We start from the raw sequence: 17,511 nt of genomic DNA on the forward strand, positions 1-17,511 counted from the left end.
AAGATATTGTCATGAACAATAAACAACAAAAGCAAACAGAAAAGACCTCAACTGAAATCTTTAAATATAATGTGGAAAACGGTGTTTCGGAATATCATGTGATGATTCATGCGTGCTGTCCGGAAGATACATACGAGCAGCAGCTGAACGCGGTCGTGAATGCCTACTTCACCTTGCTCGAAGGGGAGCTTCATGGCGCCGTTGCCGTTTTCAAGCGTTATTTCCTGAGCGATGCCGCCAACCAGTCGGATATGCTGCTGGCGCTTACCACCGAGAGTTCGGACTGCGCGCTTTCCATCGTGGAGCAGCCGCCGTTGAACGGTACTAAAATAGCCTTGTGGGCATACCTGCAGTCCGGAGTACAGACAAGAGTGCTTCACAACGGGCTGTTTGAGGTGAAGCATGGCGCTTACCGCCATCTTTGGAGCGGCAATGCCTTCAATCGTGCGGCCAACTCCGAATATCAAACCCGCCTGTTGCTGAATGACTACGTGATGCAGCTAATGGAACAGGGATGCAAATTGGCGGACAACTGTATCCGTACCTGGTTCTTCGTGCAGAACGTAGACGTGAACTATGCCGGCGTGGTGAAGGCCCGCAACGAAGTGTTTGTTACGCAAAACCTGACGGAGAAGACGCATTACATATCGAGTACCGGTATCGGCGGCCGCCATGCCGATCCGAAAGTGTCGGTGCAGATGGACGCGTATGCGGTCGACGGGATAAAGCCCGGACAGGTTCATTTCCTGTATGCGCCTACGCATCTGAACCCCACTTATGAGTATGGCGTCAGTTTTGAGCGCGGCACGTATGTGGATTACGGCGACCGCCGGCAGGTCTTTATCTCCGGTACGGCAAGCATCAATAACAAAGGCGAGGTGGTGCATCCGGGAAACATCCGCAGGCAAACCGAACGTATGTGGGAAAATGTGGAGGCTCTCCTGAAGGAAGCCGGCTGCACATTCGCCGACCTGGGGCAGATGATTGTATACCTGCGCGATATGGCGGACTATGCCGTAGTGAAAGAGATGTACGACAAGCGTTTCCCCGCTACCCCCAAAGTGTTTGTCCACGCGCCGGTGTGCCGTCCGGGCTGGCTGATAGAAATGGAGTGCATGGGCGTGAAGAGGCTTGAGAATACAGAGTATGCCCCTTTCTAAAAGAGCGACCGATGTTTTGTAATTTGAAACGATTGTTTGTAAGTGTATATATCTGTCTCGTATGCTTGCTTGCCATAGCTACATTTCTGGAGCAGGCTTACGGGACGGATTTTATAGAAAAGCATATATATCATTCTTTTTGGTTTTGTTGTGTCTGGGGGATTCTGGCCGTTGCGGTTATGATGGCATCAGCCGGAAAGCGGTTGCGGAAATTTCTCCCTGCGTTGTTGTTGCATGGCTCCTTCCTCGTGATTTTGGCGGGAGCCATGATTACGTTTGCCGGCGGCCGGAAAGGATATGTACATCTTATTGCAGGGAACAAGGTAAGCAGCTTTGTGGAGCAGGAGAGCGGGCGGGAGATAGATTTGCCCTTTACATTGCTTTTGGACAGCTTTCGGGTGGAATACTATCCCGGTACGGAAGCTCCCGCGGACTATATCAGCCATATCCGCGTATTATGGCCGGGGCAGGGGGCGGACAGCTCCTCTTGCAGCCGCACCGTTTCCATGAACCGTATCTTGTCCGAACAGGGTTTCCGTTTCTATCAGTCGTCTTTCGACGAAGACAGGCAGGGCAGTTGGCTGACGGTGAACCATGACCCTTGGGGCATAGGAATTACCTATGCGGGATACATCCTGTTGGGCATCTCTATGATTGGGATGCTTTTCGGTCGCAGGGGGGAATTCCGCAGGCTGATGAACCATCCGTTGCTTAAAAAGGGGGGCGTGTTCTGCCTTCTGCTGTTGGCGGGAAGCATGCAGGTGCAGGGACGGATGCTTCCGGCCTTGAGCATCAGGCAGGCGGACAGCCTGGCTTCCGAACAGGTTATTTACCATGACAGGGTGGTTCCCTTCAATACGCTTGCCCGTGATTTCGTGATGAAACTGACGGGACGGCCGTCTTATGCGGGGTTAACTCCCGAACAGGTTATCGGCGGCTGGTTGCTGCGTCCGGAAGTGTGGCAGTACGAACCGATGATTTACATTAAGAACCGGGAATTATGCCGCCTGTTGAACCTGGAAACGTCTTACGCTTCTGTGGCCGACTTGTTTGACGGACAGCGGTACCGCTTGCAGGACTTCTGGCAGGGCGGGCGGGAAACCGGCCGGAAAATGTCTCCTCTGGAAAAGGCAATCGTGGAAACGGACGAAAAGGTGGGATTGATTCTGATGCTTCAAAAGGGTACCTTGATTCGCCCTCTGCCGAAAGACGGCGGCGTAAAGCCGCTGCCATCGCCGAAGGTACGCGCAGAGCTTATCTACAACCGTATTCCTTTCAGCAAATGCCTGTTCATGTTCAATCTGACGATTGGTTTGCTGGCATTCTTCCATCTGGTATATTGCGGCTTGCGCCATGCTTCGGAGCGGAGCGCTTTGTCACGCCGGATAAACCGTTTGTTTGTGGCGGCACTTTATGCGGCATTCCTTTTCCAGCTCTTCGGATATGGTCTGCGCTGGTATGTGGGCGGGCGTATTCCGTTGAGCAACGGATATGAGACGATGCAGTTTATGGCCTTGTGCACGCTGCTGCTGGCGTGCTTGTTTCGCCGCAGGTTTCCGTTTACGGTTCCTTTCGGCTTTCTGCTTTCGGGATTTGCGTTGCTTGTCGCCCATTTAGGGCAGATGAATCCGCAGATTACCCCTTTGATGCCTGTACTTGTGTCTCCCTGGCTCAGCATGCACGTTTCACTGATAATGATGTCCTATGCGCTGTTCGCCTTTATGATGCTGAACGGAATACTTGCTTTGTGTATTCGCAGGCACGGGAAGATGCTGATGCTCCTTAGCCGTCTCCTGCTTTATCCGGCGAATTTCTTCCTGGGCGCGGGTATCTTTATGGGGGCTGTCTGGGCCAACGTGTCGTGGGGGCGGTATTGGGCATGGGACCCCAAAGAGGTTTGGGCGCTGATTACGTTCCTTGTGTACGGAATGGCGTTTCATGCGAAGAGCCTGCCCGCTTTCCGCAGGCCGTTGTTCTTCCACATCTATATGATTGCGGCCTTTCTTACGGTGTTGATGACCTATTTCGGAGTGAATTACATCCTGGGCGGCATGCACAGCTATGCAAACGCGTGATTGAAACGATGGTGTTACCTATTTATAATGACTGGCGTTCTTTATTATACCTATATCGGGTGATTGCGGCATTGGGCGCGATGCCGTATCTTTGCAACATCAGATTTAAAGAATGAATTAGTTAGTCATAATTACGTAACCACTTTTATGAAGATAAAAGGATCCCCGCTTTCCGATGTGATATCGTGAAGCGGGGATTTGCTTTATGGCGGACGAAGCGGAGATACCTGCCGGAGTGAAGGTAGGGAGAAGGCCGTCAGGGGTGCTTGCCAAAACGGCCGGAGTTGCCCGGGAAAGGGTGCTAAGGTACGGAGTAAGCTTTATCTTCAGCTTAAAGATGTACATCTTCAGGGTAAAGATGCGTATCTCTACGCTGAAGATATGTATCTTTAGGCTGGAGATGAAGCTCGAGCGGCAGGCCGGCATGCTTTTCTCCTGGGGGAAGACGGGATTGGAAAGGGACTCGGGACTCTTCTCTCGCGGCAGGTTTTACGGAAGAAAGGTTGACAGGGAATTTATAAGGTGTCTTTAATATCGCTCAGTTCCACCAGCTTGTTCACAATGGCGTAGATGGTGAGGCCTGCGGGAGAGTGTATTTGCAGTTTGCGCGCAATGTTGCGGCGGTGGGTAATGACGGTATGGATGGACAGATACAGTTTGTCGGCAATCGCCTTGTTGGTCATTCCTTTTACGACGCAAGTGATGATTTCCTTTTCGCGTTGGCTGAGCGTTTCCTGTTCGCTGTCTTTTTCATCTTCCTCTTCGGTATGGAGAAGGCGGTTGATTTTTGCGGTGATTACTTCGATATCGTCACAGATGGCGATGCTTTCGTCATACTCTTTCAGAGCGTTGTTGTCGATGACGGAACATACCAATGCGATGTATTTGATGCTGTTTCTGGTATGGTCTGTCTTGAAGGAAGGCAGGTCGAACCAGCCGCCGAAAGTCGGATTTACGATTACAATGTCGGGAGTGTGCAGATGGATATAGTTCTGCAATGCCTCCGGTGACGACACCTCGATGGGGTGCGCGTTCAGGTTGGGAATGCGTTTGAGTACTGCCGCAAGACCACTTCGTACAATGACCGAAGTTTCCGCAACAACTATTTTCAAAGAAATATTATTGTTCATCTTTCAGTCTTTTTTCTATTTGTGCTACGGCGGGAACAAACATATAGTCTTCTACCTGGCAATGCGACGCGAGGTCTTGTTCACAGTTGAAGATATCGAACAGGACGGCGTTCAGAAGATTATTGTTTTCTTTTTCCGGATAGTACTTGATGATGATATTTTTCAGTTCTTTCAGTTTGGTGTCTATCTGGTTGTGCTTGCTGGCAAAAGTGGCGATGTTGTATTCGTCGGACAGCCTGCCTTGCAGCAATTGCTCTACGTACGTAAAGACGGCCTCGTTTTCGTATTCCATGTGGCGGCGCACTTCTTTGGCGTATTCGTCAAAGAATTTGAGGATGAGGTAGGCCACGTCATTATCTCTGGAGCAGTCTATGGCCTCTATCAGTTTGCGGCGCATGGCAGGCAGGTTGAAGTCGAGAAAATAGGCGTGCGCGCGTTTCAGATAATCCATAAGCGCCGGAATAGAGAATGAATCATCATCCGCGCTGTAAGAGTATTGCTCCTCGCTGATGAAATTGGCTACGGCGAGAAAAGTGCGGTAGTCTACATTCTGGGCTTCACAGACGTCCTTTACGCTCTTGTCTCCGAATCCAAGCGACAAACCGAAGCGGCTCATCACCATTAATAAGGAGTAGTTATCGCAGATGAGGTCGCTCATCTTGTCCGTTGCCCGGTATTTATGTTGTTCATTCATTGTAAGTTATTCCTTTCTACTCTATGTTTCGGGCGCAAAGTAACGGCTTTTCTTCGAGAACTGCAATCGCTATTTGTAGGTATTTTGAACGGTATGGCGTACTAATCCGGATTGATTTTTTATCTTTGTCGAAACTAACGGTAAAACTTCTTTGCTATGAAACGGACTTTATTCGCTCTGATTGCTGTCGTTATATCTTTGGGAAGCGCCGGACCGCTTTCCGCCTGTACATCTGCCGTAATCTCCGGCAAGGTTACTCCCGACGGACGCCCCTTGCTGTGGAAGAACCGCGATACGGACTTTCCGCAAAACAGCGTGAGATATTTCTCCGGCGGGCGCTATCCGTTTGTAGCCGTTGTCAACAGTGTGGAAGATAATCCGACGGATGTGTGGATAGGTACGAACGCCGCGGGGTTCTCCGTTATGAATACGCAGTCTTATAACTTGGTCGAGGTGAAACCCGGCGAGGAGCGTGGAGAGGCCAACGGACGGGTAATGCGGCGTGCGTTGGAAGTGTGCGCTACGGTGAAGGATTTCCGTCAATTTCTCGATACGCTGTCCAAGCCCAGCCTGATAGAAGCTAACTTCGGTGTAATTGATGCCGAAGGGGGTGCCGCCATGTTCGAGGTGGATTATCATAAGTATGTGATGTACGATGCCAACGACCCTAAGGATGCGCCTTGCGGGTATATTGCACGTACCAACTTCTCTTTCTCAGGCAAGGTGAACGAGGGGGCGGGCTATGTCCGCTTCATGCAGGAGGATAAGCTGCTGATGCCGGCTTCGGCTACGGGACAGATTACGCCGCAATGGATATTCAGGGAACTTTCCCGCTCTTTCGCCAATCCGCTTTTGGGAATCGACCTGAAAAGCGGGGATTTCAACCGTCCTAAGACAACGGGGTGGTTTGTAGACCAGGATTTCATTGCGCGCGGCAGTACGGCCAGCTCGGTTGTGGTGCAGGGAGTGAAAAAGGGTGAACGTCCCGAGCTCACTACGATGTGGACTGTCCTGGGGTATCCGCCCACCGGAGTGGCAATGCCCGTCTGGGTGAAAGGGGCGGATAAGGCTTTGCCGAGGCTTCTGCTCCGCGACGAAGCGGAGAAAGTATCTCCTTTGGGCAATTGGTCGGTGATACTGGCGGGAGATGTTTTCTCTTACGGGCAAGGTATGGGAAGCGACCGCTATATGAATTGGGAAAGGCTTTACAATGCCGATAAGAACGGATATATGCAGTTGCTGGCTCCGGTGGAGGATGAGGTGTTCCGGCGTGCCGGGACGGTGTTGAAAGAATGGCGCAAGAGAGGCAGGGCGGATATGAAAGCGATGCGGTCGCTCTACAATGAGCTGGATGCCTTTGTTGAAACCCGGTATGCGGAATTATTCGAACTTTAATTATTTATATTGATTTTATACATGAAACACAAACTGATTATCGGTATTTCCGTCCTGTGTCTGGGACTCGTCGGCAATGTGCAGGCGCAAAACAAGAAAATGTATCGGAAAGGTTGGATCGATTTCAACAAGAACGGGGTGAAGGATATTTACGAAGACCCTTCCCAACCTGTTGAAAAGCGGGTGGCCGACCTGCTCTCCCAAATGTCTGTGGAGGAGAAAACCTGCCAGCTGGCAACCCTTTACGGCTACGGGCGCGTACTAAAGGACTCCCTGCCCGTTGCCGGCTGGAAAAATGAAATATGGAAAGACGGCATCGCGAATATCGATGAGATGCTGAATGGCGTGGGAAAGAAGTCCGCGCTGGTTCCCGATTTATTGTATCCTTTCAGCAACCATGCCGAGGCTGTCAATACCGTGCAACGCTGGTTTGTGGAGGAAACCCGTTTGGGGATTCCCGTTGACTTCACGAATGAGGGTATTCACGGACTGAACCACACCAAAGCCACTCCGTTGCCGGCCCCTATCGCAATCGGAAGTACCTGGAACAAAGAGCTTGTACGTCGTGCCGGCGTCATCGCCGGGCAGGAGGCGAAAGCGTTGGGATACACCAATGTGTACGCTCCCATACTGGATGTAGTACGCGATCCGCGTTGGGGACGTACATTGGAGTGTTATGGAGAAGAACCTTTTCTGATAGCGGCTCTGGGAACGGAAATGGTGAACGGTATTCAGTCGCAGGGGGTAGCCGCCACCTTGAAGCATTATGCGGTTTACAGCGTCCCCAAAGGCGGTCGTGACGGGCATTGCCGTACCGACCCGCACGTTGCTCCGCGTGAGTTGCACGAACTTTTCCTGTATCCTTTTAAGAAAGTTATTCAGAACTCGCATCCTATGGGAGTGATGAGCAGCTATAACGATTGGGACGGTGTGCCCGTGTCCGCCAGCTATTATTTTCTGACGGAGTTGCTGCGCGAGGAATACGGTTTCGACGGATATGTGGTGAGTGACAGCCAGGCCGTGGAGTTTGTAGAGTCCAAGCATCATGTGGCGGATACTTATGATGAGGCGGTGCGTCAGGTGCTGGAAGCTGGTTTGAATGTGCGCACCCACTTTACTCCGCCTTCCGATTTTATTCTGCCCATCCGCCGGTTGCTGGAAGAAAAGAAGATTTCAATGGCTACGATAGACAAGCGTGTGTCGGAAGTGCTGCGGGTGAAATTCCGTTTGGGACTGTTCGACCGGCCTTATGTGACCGATACGAAAGCCGCCGATAACGTAGGCGGGGCAGACCGGAATATGGATTTTGTGAAGGAGATGCAGCAACAGGCTCTCGTGCTTCTGAAAAATGAGAATAATATTCTTCCGCTGGATAAACAGCGGATAAAGAAAGTGCTGGTGACAGGTCCGTTGGCTGATGAGGATAATTTCATGACCAGCCGTTACGGCCCTAACGGACTGGAAACGGTTACCGTGCTGGCCGGTCTGCGCGCTTATCTGAAAGACGTTGCCGAAGTGGATTATGCCAAAGGTTGTGATATTGTGGACGCTGGCTGGCCGGCCACGGAGATATTGCCCGTACCCATGAATGAGCGGGAAAAGCGAGGTATTGCCGAGGCGGTGGCGAAAGCCGGTGAAAGCGACGTAGTCATTGCCGTGTTGGGTGAGGACGAGTATCGTACGGGGGAAAGCCGTTCGCGTACTTCGCTCGACTTGCCGGGACGCCAGCAGCAATTGCTTGAGGCATTGCATGCGACGGGAAAGCCGGTGATACTGGTGTTGATAAACGGCCAGCCGCTCACCGTCAATTGGGCGAATGCTTATATTCCCGCCATCTTGGAGTCGTGGTTCCCCGGTTGTCAGGGAGGAACGGTGATTGCGGAGACTTTGTTTGGCGAGCATAATCCGGGCGGCAAGCTGACGGTGACTTTCCCGAAGAGTGTGGGACAGATAGAGCTGAACTTCCCTTTCAAACCCGGTTCGCATGGCAGCCAGCCGAAATCCGGTCCCAACGGTTCGGGCGCGACACGCGTCATCGGCGAGCTGTACCCGTTCGGCTTCGGCCTGAGCTATACGACGTTTGCCTATTCCGATTTGGAAGTATCTCCGTTGCGGCAGCGTACGCAAGGGGAATATACGGTTAAAGTCAACGTTACGAATATGGGAAAGCGTACGGGCGACGAGGTGGTGCAGTTGTATGTGCGCGATAAGGTGAGCAGCGTCATTACTTACGATTCGCAACTGCGCGGCTTTGAGAGGATATCCTTGAAACCGGGTGAAACCAGGCAGGTAACTTTCTCTTTGAAACCGGAAGACTTGCAGATACTGGACCGCAATATGAACTGGACGGTGGAGCCGGGCGAGTTTGAGGTTATGATAGGCGCATCCAGCCAGGATATAAGGCTGAAAAAGACAATCACGGCTTTGCCTTGACGATAGCCGGATGGTAAAGGTGCGGGAAAGATTTTACGGTCTGCGCCGATTGGCGGGCGGACTTATGACAGTTGGGAACGGAGATATGCAAGTATCTCCGTTTCTTGTTCCGGATGAAACCAGCGTATTTCTTCGTCCCGCTTGAACCATGTCATCTGCTTACGGGAGTAGATGCGTGAATTCTGCTGAATTTTCTCAATGGCGAAAGGCAGTGTCCATTCTCCGTCGAGGTAGTTGAAGATTTCCTTATAGCCTACGGTGTTCAGTGAGTTGAGCGCGCGGTGAGGGTAGACGCTGCGGGCTTCCTCTACAAGTCCGTCCGTTATCATCTGCTCTACGCGCCGGTTGATACGGTTGTACAATTCTTCACGGTCACGGGTGAGCCCTATTTTAATGATACGGAAGGGGCGTTCCTTTTTTTGCCGCGTACGGAAAGAGGTATAGGTCTTTCCTGTCATATAACAGATTTCCAGGGCGTGGATTACTCGTTTATGGTTCTTTAAATCCACTATTTTGTAATACTCCGGATCCAGCAGTTTCAGTTCGGCGCAAAGGTTTTCCAAGCCTTCTGTTTCGTATTTGTGTAACATCAATTGCCGGGTTTCGGCATCTACGGTAGGGATGTCGTCAATGCCTTTGCATACGGCATCCACGTACATCATGGAACCGCCGGTCAGGAGTACGACTTCGTGCCGGGTATAGAGTTGCTCAAGAAGTTGCAGTACTTCGGCTTCATATTGGGCGGCGCTGTAATAGTCGGTCAGTTGCAGGGTGCCGACGAAGTAATGCCGTACCCGTTGCAATTGTTCCGGGGTAGGGGCGGCCGTACCGATTTTCAGGTCGGCGTAAAGTTGCCGTGAATCGGCGGAAACGATGCATGTCCGGAAATGCTCCGCCAGTCGGAGGCTGAGTTCTGTCTTGCCTACTCCCGTAGGGCCTATAAGTACTATCAATGTTTTCATGAGGTCGCAATAAAATAATTCGGGCGAAGAACAATTGTATCCTTTGATACGAATGTATCCTCGTAGGATATTTCAGTATCATTGGAGCAAATTGTTATTCGCCCGAACCGGTTTATCAGAATTTGTCTTCTTCGTAAGGAATATCGGCGGAACCTTCGTCCAGGCCGCCGAAGCCTTCTTTGTCGAAGTCTTCCATGTCGAAGTCCTGGTCGCCGTAGAAGCTTTCGTCCAGGTCGAGCGAACCGCCGGCAGCCGCCATTTCTTCAAAGTCAATGGTTTGTTTGGGAGCTTCCCCGGCTTTCTTGGTGCATTTCGCTCCGGTCATATTCTTGCCGGTGATGATTTCGGAGAGCTCGATGAAGAAACAACGTTCCGTCATGTAGTCGAATACATACAGAAGTTTCTGCTTTTCGTCTTCTACCAACTCGCTGACTTGGGTTTCTTTCATCACCCAACTGTCTATTTCCGGATTGTCATCCATCTCTTCGAGGGTTACTTCCTTTTCCTTTTCCCAATCGTCGTCGCAGATGAAGAAAGAGGTCATCTGGTCGTTGGTATAACCCGCTGATTTCAGGATAGCTTCGTGGAAGTCATAGAACGTAGCTTCCGGGTCGATTTGTATTTCTCTGATGAAGTCATCTACTTCATCGGAGATGAGAGTAAATCTATATATCATAGTGCTAACTTTTTATTTACTTGCAGGGATAATGCCGCGAGTCGATTCACGTATAAAGTTTACAATATAGCTGATGTCGGGTGTCATTTCCATTTCATTCTCAATCTTCTTCAAAGCTTCCGTATTGTTCAGCCCGCTTTGATAGATGATGCGGTAGGCGTCATGAATGGCTTCGATAGTTTCGTTGGAGAAACCGCGGCGGCGCAGCCCCACGATATTGAGCCCTGCATAGCAGATAGGCTCGCGGCCGGCTATGATGTAAGGCGGTATGTCTTTGCTGAAACGGCATCCGCCCTGTATCATCCCGAATCCGCCTACGCGGCAGAACTGGTGCATCAGTACATTGGCGCTGATAATGGAGTTGTCGTCTATTACAATCTCACCGGCCATTTTGGTGGAGTTGCCGATGATGCAGCCGTTGCCTATGATGGCATCGTGCGCCACATGTACGCTCTCCATCAGCAGGTTGTTGCTGCCTACGATTGTCTTTCCTTTGGCGGCTGTACCCCGGTTGATTGTTACATTCTCGCGGATGGTATTGTTATCGCCTATCTCGGCGGTAGTCTCTTCTCCTCTGAACTTCAGGTCTTGAGGAATGGCACCGATGACAGCTCCGGGAAAAATGGTATTCCCATTGCCGATACGCGACCCGTACAGAATGTTGGCATTCGCCATAATCTTGTTATTATCGCCGATTACCACATTCTTGTCAATGAAAACAAAAGGAGCAATCTCTACGTTTTCCCCGATTTTCGCCTCGGGATGAATATACGCTAAGGGACTTATCATAATTAATTTACTTGTTTTTTACTATTTGAGCCATAAATTCAGCCTCGCACACTACCTTTTCGCCTACGAATACATAGCCTTTCATAGTAGAGATACCCCGACGGATGGGGGCCAGCAGTTCAACGCGGAAAATCAAGGTGTCTCCCGGCACTACTTTCTGGCGGAACTTAACGCCGTCTATCTTCATGAAGTAGGTGGAATAGCGTTCCGGTTCGTCTACGGAGTTCAGAACAAGTAAACCGCCTGTCTGCGCCATTGCTTCCACTTGCAATACGCCGGGCATTACGGGCTCTTGCGGGAAGTGTCCCTGGAAGAAAGGTTCGTTGGCCGTTACGTTCTTGACGCCTACGATGTAGTTGGCGCCTATCTCGATTACTTTGTCCACCAGTTGGAACGGATAGCGGTGCGGCAACAGTTCACGGATGCGGTTTACATCCATAATCGGTTCGCGGTTGCAGTCGTATGTAGGAGCCTGTATCTCGTGCAGGCGGATTTCCTTACGCATCTGGCGGGCAAACTTATTGTTGATGGTATGTCCCGGACGCGTGGCGATGATACGCCCCTTGATGGGCTTGCCGATCAGGGCCAGGTCGCCGATTACGTCCAACAGTTTGTGGCGGGCGCATTCGTTGGGCCATACCAGAGGTTTGTGGTTGATGTAACCCAACTGTTTGGCATCCATGTGCGGCACGCCCATTACGTCGGCGAGCTTGTCGTAAGCATCCTGCGGCATTTCGCGCTCGTAGATAACGATGGCGTTGTCCAAGTCGCCGCCTTTGATAAGTCCGGCCTGCAACAACGGTTCTATCTCGCGTACGAATACGAAAGTACGGCTGGCGGCTACTTCATCCTTGAACTTTGTCATGTCTTCCAATGTGGCAAATTGGTTGGGGATGATAGTAGAGTCGTAGGATACCAGCACGTTCAGGCTGAAGTTCTCATCGGGTAATACGATGATGGATGAGCCGGTCGCCTCATCGCGGAATTCAATCTTGGACTTGATGATATAGAAATCCTTTACGGCACTCTGTTCTACCGTGCCTACGCGTTCTATTTCGTTGACATAATATTGGGCGCTTCCATCCAGAATGGGAAATTCCGGACCGTTCACCTGAATAAGGCAGTTGTCTATGCCCAATGCATAAAGCGCAGCCATACCATGCTCTACGGTACTTACTTTCGCTCCGTTTTTGGAGAGTACGGTACCGCGTGTCGTTTCGGTCACATTATCGGCGACAGCGTCAATGATGGGCTGACCTTCCAGGTCAGTACGCTGAATCTTATATCCGTGATTGTCGGGAGCAGGGTTGAAAGTAACGGTCAGATCAAGTCCTGTGTGAAGACCTTTTCCACTGAGCGAAAAGCTGTCTTTCAGAGTCTTTTGTTTCAACATTGGTTACTTATTTAATTGTTTTTTTAATTCATTGAGTTCTTTGCGAAGCGCGTTCACTTCAAAGTACATATCCGGCAACTTGCGGAATACGGTCTGCGCCTTGAAGTAAGGTTTCACCTCCATAGGCGGAGTGCCTATCAATTGGCTGCCTTCCTTTATATTGCCGGGAACACCCGATTGCGCGCCAAGGTTCACTTTGTTGCCGATATGAATATGTCCGGCTATACCGACCTGGCCGCCGAACATACACCATTCGCCTATCTTGGTGGAACCGGCGATACCCACTTGGGCTGCCATCACCGTATGCGAACCGATTTCGTCGTTATGGGCCACCTGTATCAGGTTATCCAGCTTTACACCGCTGTGCACGATGGTGGCTCCCATTGTTGCGCGGTCTACGCAAGTATTGGCGCCGATTTCCACGTTGTCTTCCAATATGGTGATACCGATTTGAGGAATCTTCTCATAACCCTCGGGAGTAGGGGCGAAACCGAATCCGTCCGCACCGATTACGCAACCGGCGTGCAATATACAGTGGTTGCCTACGCGGCAATCGTGGTAGATGGTTACATTTGCGTAAATGATACAGTCACTGCCTACCTTGGCGCCGCTTCCGATGGTGGCGTGCGGATGAATCACCGTATTGTCTCCCACTTCTGCGTACTCTCCGATACAGGCAAAAGGTGCGATGTAAACATCTTTGCCTATTTTTGCGGTTTCGGCAACGTATGCCCGCGAATCGATACCGGTACGCTTTGGTTTGCTTTGTTCGTAAAGGTTTAATAATTTAGCGAGACTTTCGTAAGCATTGTCTACCTTAATCATTGTAGCTTTTACTTCCTGTTCGGGAACGAAATCCTTGTTTACCAAGACAATACTCGATTGGGTTTCGTACAGATAAGGTATGTATTTAGGGTTGGATAAGAAAGAGATTGCTCCGGGTATTCCTTCTTCGATTTTGGCGAAGGTGTGTACGGTTACATTCTCGTCTCCAACGATTTCTCCTTGGATAAATGTTGCAATTTGTTTAGCAGAGAACTCCATGTCTTATTGTTGTTAGATGGTTTCAAAACACAAATAACGGACTTTTTTTTTATATATCCTTGTCCTGTGATGAATATTTTATACTTATCTATGCAAACGTTGGTAGCATAAGTAGTATTTTTTTACTTTCTTGGATAGCAAGGATATATTGAGCATATCCGATGCTTCGGCTATGTTTTTAGTAGAGCCGTCGTTATACAGGATGTCAATGCTGTCGTCGGCCGGGTCGTACATATTTTTCTCGATGCCGGGGGTGGAGATGAAATAACCGGCTTCGGAAAGGGGGATGTCCAGTTGCTTGCTGATTTGCCGGGTGATTTCTTTTTTACGCTCTTCGCTGAACGGTTCGGTGGAGATTTCCACTTTGAATATGTTGCGGTTAATCATGCCCAGGCTTAGTGTGGAAAGCACTTTGTCCGAATGGGCGCTCCATACCTTCAAGGCAGTCCAAAGGTCGTTGTCGTCCAGTTGGATATAGTTTTCCAGACAGTCCGGGTTGTTATAGAATGTTTCCCGGCTGATGTCATTATACAGGAAGAACTTCAGCGCGGGCGGGGCAAACAAATCCACACCCTTGCCGGCTAGCTCCTTGGCGCGTAACAGGGTACTGATGAGCATCTTCTCGTAAGCAACCGACGTTTTATGCAGATATACCTGCCAGTACATCAGACGGCGCGCGGTGAGAAAGTTCTCAATGGAATAGATGCCTTTGGATTCTACCACCAGGTGGTCGTCCTTTACATCGAGCATCTTGATGATACGTGCCGAGCCTATATTTCCCTCCGTGACCCCTGTATAGAAACTGTCGCGACGAAGGTAGTCGAGGCGATCCATATCCAGTTGCCCGCTGACCAGCTGATGAAGGAAACGTTTGGGATATTCGTCCTTGAATATCTGGATGGCGAGTGTGAGCTGCCCGTTCATCTCTTTGTTGATACGTTCCATGAGCATCAGGGAAATGTCTTCGTGCGATACGCCTTGAACAATGGTATTCTCCAATACGTGCGAGAACGGACCATGCCCGATGTCGTGCATCAGGATGGCTGCTTGTACGGCTTCAGCTTCACTGTCGAAGATGAAATTGCCTTTGGCTGTGAGTTGCTGAATGGCCTCGCTCATCAGGTAGAAGGCTCCGAGTGAATGCTGGAACCGGGTGTGTTGCGCGCCGGGATATACGACAGAGGATAATCCCAGTTGCTTGATACGGGTAAGACGTTGTAAAAGGGGATGCCGTACAATGTCGTACAGCAGCCCCTTTGGTATATTGATGAACCCGAACACCGGGTCGTTGATGATTTTACGTTCGTAGGACATGGCTAAGTATTTGGCAACAAAGGTAGTTTGTTTTTGGGAGATGACAAAATGTGATGTTATATCAGGAAGTTTATCACTTGTTTTACTTGTACATAATCGTCGTAAAAAAAGTCAGATGAGGAATGAAAGTCCAAAAGGTCGTGTATGCCTTTTTACAAATAATTCCCCCTATTTTATGAATAGGGGGAATTTAAAATGTATGAGTATAATCTGTGGGAATATGTATACACAGATATAGTAAGTTTCGATAAATTATCTGTTTTTACCTTCCAAACGGTGAATTGTCTTAGTCACTTCATTCATAAGCTTTGGATTGGAAGTTTGAAATGCATTGAGCTTTTTGATTATAGTTGCTTTATCATAGTGTAAATTATACCAACCTAATGTTTCGGCAGCTGATACACGAAGTTCTTCTTCCAAATTTTCATTCTTGACAATATTTAGTAATGGCTCGATAGCTTTAGTGATAGGTTTATTTCGGAATCTGCTTATTTCACTTTGTATCTGTTTCGTAGTACTTTCGGGATTGCCAATAAGGGCGAAATCCCTTTCAAGTCCTTTCTTCTGGCGAGGAAGATATTCCGATAATTCGTTCATATATGAAGAATCATAGAAAGACCACTTAGCAGCTTGTTTTTGCAGTTCATTCAAAGCTGTATCATGGTCGAATGTGTCAATACCACTAAAAATTCTGAAACGATGGCGGTTTTCGTGTCCGCGTAACAGATAACTTTCTATCCATGCTGGCAACAATTTCGGATTACTATTCTTTTCAACATATTCTACCGCATAACGACGAATCAGTTCATAACTGTCATTCATGGCTGTTTGCAATACATCGGCAACCTCTGTGGGATAGTTTAAAGTTAATAAGCGTAAAGCTTCCAAGCGTACTACAAAATAGTTCGATTCATAGTAACTTTTCTTTAGTAGGTCAACGAGACCACTATAATTTGCCATTGACAATTGGCGGAGTGCCATTGCCTGCATATCAGCCATCGGGGAATTTAACTGCTTTTTCCAAAATGCCACATTACCTTCTTGCAAGACTAAAGCTTGGTTAATATCTATATCCAATTCGGAGTTATTGATAAAGTGGAAAGTTGGGTCACCGATTAAGTGATTTTCCAAGAAGCAGGTAAAACGGGTGAATTGTCCGATGCGCATGCCGGTAGCTAATAAACCAAGAAATTCATCCGGCCATTTATCTTGAATGGTATTAACCGTACATCCCATAGTAACAATGGTTTTACCTCTATTAAATATGTAAGAGCCTACAATATTATCATCTAGATGGAAAGAGCCGTTAAAGCATGCGTCGAATAATACAAAACGTGCATTAGGAGCCATAAGACGGATGTCTTCAGTATAGATATCCATATTACGGTTTACAATAGAATCCGATTTTATTTTTTCCTCATCGAAAGCTTCTGCACACCAACTTTCTGGTACACCATATTGTTTAGCATATTCTTTGATTGCAGCTTCGCGTCCATGCTTTTTAGCGTATGAAGGCACTTTACTTCGCAAAAAGATTTTGGCATTCTCAATACTCAAATTGATGCTGGAACCATTTTCATATCCATTGATGTATTGCATGGTAGGTCCACCGTGGTGGTGGAATAACATGATGTCTAATCCTTCACGCTGAATTTCGTTCAAGTATAATGGTTTCATCGGATATCGCATGTCAAAATCATAGAATTTAACCGTATTGCCAGGCTTGAATATTTGCGGTAATTGCTCACGTAAAGCCATTTGCTCACCACTCCATGCCAACGGATCCTCGGAATTATAACCATGACCACGAGCCATGGTTAGTTGGTCAAGTGTATTTTGTTTTTCTTTCTCGGCCACTGTTTTTTTCAAATAGTCGCGTAGCATCTGATAAGGATTTTGATCCTTTAAGTGTAGTGGGCGGATACGGGCTGAGTAGATATCCGGTGAGATATATTGTTTAGAATCGGCCCGTAATGTCATATAATGATAGTCAGGTTTCAAACTGTCTTGTTTAATATAATCAAACGTTAATCCGAAATCATCATAATAACGGTCGGAAGGGATACTTGATTTTTGCCAATTGGCTTTTGGAGACATTTTAAAAGCTGAAGATAGATGATGTGCATCACGAATCATTGGAATAGGAATATCGCCTATAAATACACAACCTTCCAGAGGTGCTTTTTCATTTTTATGTAATTTGATGAGCTGTTCACGGATAGATTCAGGTCTTTTCCAATTATCAATTAGCAAGTAAGTACCTAAGCCTTCGTTTTCTATACTGGAACGATAGGCGTCGATTTCACTTTTCACTTCATCATAACTTTTCTGATCGACCACAATTGCGAACGTAGTCTTTGTTTTTATACTGGGGAGTATAACTGTTTGTGCTTGCAGAATATGCAAGCACAAAGTGGCAATTGCCAAAAGGATGTATTTCTTCATA

Annotated in this window: 14 protein-coding genes; 5 read left to right on the top strand and 9 right to left on the bottom strand. The window is 48.6% G+C overall.

From position 1 onward, the window contains the following. Window positions 1-11: 11 nt before the first annotated feature. The 3 genes from I2F54_RS03385 (at window position 12) to I2F54_RS03395 (ending at window position 3,767) form a co-directional block, all read left to right on the top strand. Window positions 12-1,160: a Rid family hydrolase gene (locus I2F54_RS03385; RefSeq protein WP_129618642.1), complete on the top strand. Its 1,149-nt coding sequence runs from the start codon at window positions 12-14 to the stop codon at window positions 1,158-1,160. Window positions 1,161-1,171: 11 nt separating this feature from the next. Next, complete coding sequence (locus I2F54_RS03390; RefSeq protein ID WP_195500520.1) at window positions 1,172-3,235, top strand: cytochrome c biogenesis protein CcsA; 2,064 nt, start codon at window positions 1,172-1,174, stop codon at window positions 3,233-3,235. Window positions 3,236-3,440: 205 nt separating this feature from the next. Then, window positions 3,441-3,767, top strand: a complete 327-nt coding sequence (locus I2F54_RS03395) for a hypothetical protein (protein ID WP_195500521.1) — start codon at window positions 3,441-3,443, stop codon at window positions 3,765-3,767. Here the strand turns inward: I2F54_RS03395 and I2F54_RS03400 are convergent. Both I2F54_RS03400 and I2F54_RS03405 read right to left on the bottom strand, forming a co-directional pair. After that, window positions 3,751-4,365: a response regulator transcription factor gene (locus I2F54_RS03400; protein ID WP_009122670.1), complete on the bottom strand. Its 615-nt coding sequence runs from the start codon at window positions 4,363-4,365 to the stop codon at window positions 3,751-3,753. The two genes, I2F54_RS03395 and I2F54_RS03400, sit on opposite strands and share 17 nt — an antisense overlap. Beyond that, the gene (locus I2F54_RS03405) at window positions 4,355-5,059 is read right to left on the bottom strand and encodes a hemerythrin domain-containing protein (protein WP_009122669.1); all 705 of its coding nucleotides are present in this window, start codon (window positions 5,057-5,059) and stop codon (window positions 4,355-4,357) included. Before I2F54_RS03405 ends, I2F54_RS03400 begins: the two co-directional genes overlap by 11 nt. Window positions 5,060-5,215: 156 nt before the next feature. Here I2F54_RS03405 and I2F54_RS03410 point away from each other — a divergent pair, with 156 nt between their 5' ends. Continuing rightward, on the top strand, window positions 5,216-6,454 hold the full coding sequence (locus tag I2F54_RS03410; RefSeq protein WP_009122667.1) for a carcinine hydrolase/isopenicillin-N N-acyltransferase family protein: 1,239 nt from the start codon (window positions 5,216-5,218) through the stop codon (window positions 6,452-6,454). A gap of 21 nt (window positions 6,455-6,475) precedes the next feature. Continuing rightward, window positions 6,476-8,887, top strand: a complete 2,412-nt coding sequence (locus I2F54_RS03415) for a glycoside hydrolase family 3 N-terminal domain-containing protein (protein WP_195500522.1) — start codon at window positions 6,476-6,478, stop codon at window positions 8,885-8,887. Between the two features lie 62 nt (window positions 8,888-8,949). On the opposite strand, the gene miaA is transcribed toward I2F54_RS03415, so the two are convergent. From miaA to I2F54_RS03450, 7 genes are all read right to left on the bottom strand, one after another. Continuing rightward, a complete protein-coding gene (miaA, locus tag I2F54_RS03420; RefSeq protein WP_195500523.1) occupies window positions 8,950-9,849 on the bottom strand; it encodes a tRNA (adenosine(37)-N6)-dimethylallyltransferase MiaA in 900 nt (299 codons plus the stop codon). Window positions 9,850-9,964: 115 nt separating this feature from the next. After that, window positions 9,965-10,525 carry an IS1096 element passenger TnpR family protein gene (locus I2F54_RS03425; RefSeq protein ID WP_022219844.1) on the bottom strand — a complete coding sequence of 187 codons (561 nt, stop codon included), beginning with the start codon at window positions 10,523-10,525 and terminating at the stop codon, window positions 9,965-9,967. A gap of 12 nt (window positions 10,526-10,537) precedes the next feature. Then, a complete protein-coding gene (gene lpxA, locus I2F54_RS03430; protein ID WP_195500524.1) occupies window positions 10,538-11,314 on the bottom strand; it encodes an acyl-ACP--UDP-N-acetylglucosamine O-acyltransferase in 777 nt (258 codons plus the stop codon). Window positions 11,315-11,321: 7 nt separating this feature from the next. Next, window positions 11,322-12,707: a bifunctional UDP-3-O-[3-hydroxymyristoyl] N-acetylglucosamine deacetylase/3-hydroxyacyl-ACP dehydratase gene (locus tag I2F54_RS03435; RefSeq protein ID WP_022219846.1), complete on the bottom strand. Its 1,386-nt coding sequence runs from the start codon at window positions 12,705-12,707 to the stop codon at window positions 11,322-11,324. A 3-nt stretch (window positions 12,708-12,710) separates the two neighbouring features. Next, window positions 12,711-13,751, bottom strand: a complete 1,041-nt coding sequence (lpxD, locus tag I2F54_RS03440) for a UDP-3-O-(3-hydroxymyristoyl)glucosamine N-acyltransferase (protein ID WP_087412941.1) — start codon at window positions 13,749-13,751, stop codon at window positions 12,711-12,713. Between the two features lie 84 nt (window positions 13,752-13,835). After that, complete coding sequence (locus I2F54_RS03445) at window positions 13,836-15,065, bottom strand: HD domain-containing protein (protein WP_039950957.1); 1,230 nt, start codon at window positions 15,063-15,065, stop codon at window positions 13,836-13,838. 252 nt (window positions 15,066-15,317) lie between these two features. Further along, window positions 15,318-17,510: a HEAT repeat domain-containing protein gene (locus tag I2F54_RS03450; protein WP_195500525.1), complete on the bottom strand. Its 2,193-nt coding sequence runs from the start codon at window positions 17,508-17,510 to the stop codon at window positions 15,318-15,320. Window position 17,511: the final 1 nt, after the last annotated feature.

The organism is Bacteroides clarus, assembly GCF_015555825.1.
Lineage (GTDB): Bacteria > Bacteroidota > Bacteroidia > Bacteroidales > Bacteroidaceae > Bacteroides > Bacteroides clarus.

What these genes read in the sequence shown, in the direction of transcription:
- I2F54_RS03385 (WP_129618642.1), top strand. Translation starts at nt 12, where the DNA reads ATGAACAATAAACAACAAAAGCAAACAGAAAAGACCTCAACTGAAATC.
- I2F54_RS03390 (WP_195500520.1), top strand. Translation starts at nt 1,172, where the DNA reads ATGTTTTGTAATTTGAAACGATTGTTTGTAAGTGTATATATCTGTCTC.
- I2F54_RS03395 (WP_195500521.1), top strand. Translation starts at nt 3,441, where the DNA reads ATGGCGGACGAAGCGGAGATACCTGCCGGAGTGAAGGTAGGGAGAAGG.
- I2F54_RS03400 (WP_009122670.1), bottom strand. Translation starts at nt 4,365, where the DNA reads ATGAACAATAATATTTCTTTGAAAATAGTTGTTGCGGAAACTTCGGTC.
- I2F54_RS03405 (WP_009122669.1), bottom strand. Translation starts at nt 5,059, where the DNA reads ATGAATGAACAACATAAATACCGGGCAACGGACAAGATGAGCGACCTC.
- I2F54_RS03410 (WP_009122667.1), top strand. Translation starts at nt 5,216, where the DNA reads ATGAAACGGACTTTATTCGCTCTGATTGCTGTCGTTATATCTTTGGGA.
- I2F54_RS03415 (WP_195500522.1), top strand. Translation starts at nt 6,476, where the DNA reads ATGAAACACAAACTGATTATCGGTATTTCCGTCCTGTGTCTGGGACTC.
- miaA (WP_195500523.1), bottom strand. Translation starts at nt 9,849, where the DNA reads ATGAAAACATTGATAGTACTTATAGGCCCTACGGGAGTAGGCAAGACA.
- I2F54_RS03425 (WP_022219844.1), bottom strand. Translation starts at nt 10,525, where the DNA reads ATGATATATAGATTTACTCTCATCTCCGATGAAGTAGATGACTTCATC.
- lpxA (WP_195500524.1), bottom strand. Translation starts at nt 11,314, where the DNA reads ATGATAAGTCCCTTAGCGTATATTCATCCCGAGGCGAAAATCGGGGAA.
- I2F54_RS03435 (WP_022219846.1), bottom strand. Translation starts at nt 12,707, where the DNA reads ATGTTGAAACAAAAGACTCTGAAAGACAGCTTTTCGCTCAGTGGAAAA.
- lpxD (WP_087412941.1), bottom strand. Translation starts at nt 13,751, where the DNA reads ATGGAGTTCTCTGCTAAACAAATTGCAACATTTATCCAAGGAGAAATC.
- I2F54_RS03445 (WP_039950957.1), bottom strand. Translation starts at nt 15,065, where the DNA reads ATGTCCTACGAACGTAAAATCATCAACGACCCGGTGTTCGGGTTCATC.
- I2F54_RS03450 (WP_195500525.1), bottom strand. Translation starts at nt 17,510, where the DNA reads ATGAAGAAATACATCCTTTTGGCAATTGCCACTTTGTGCTTGCATATT.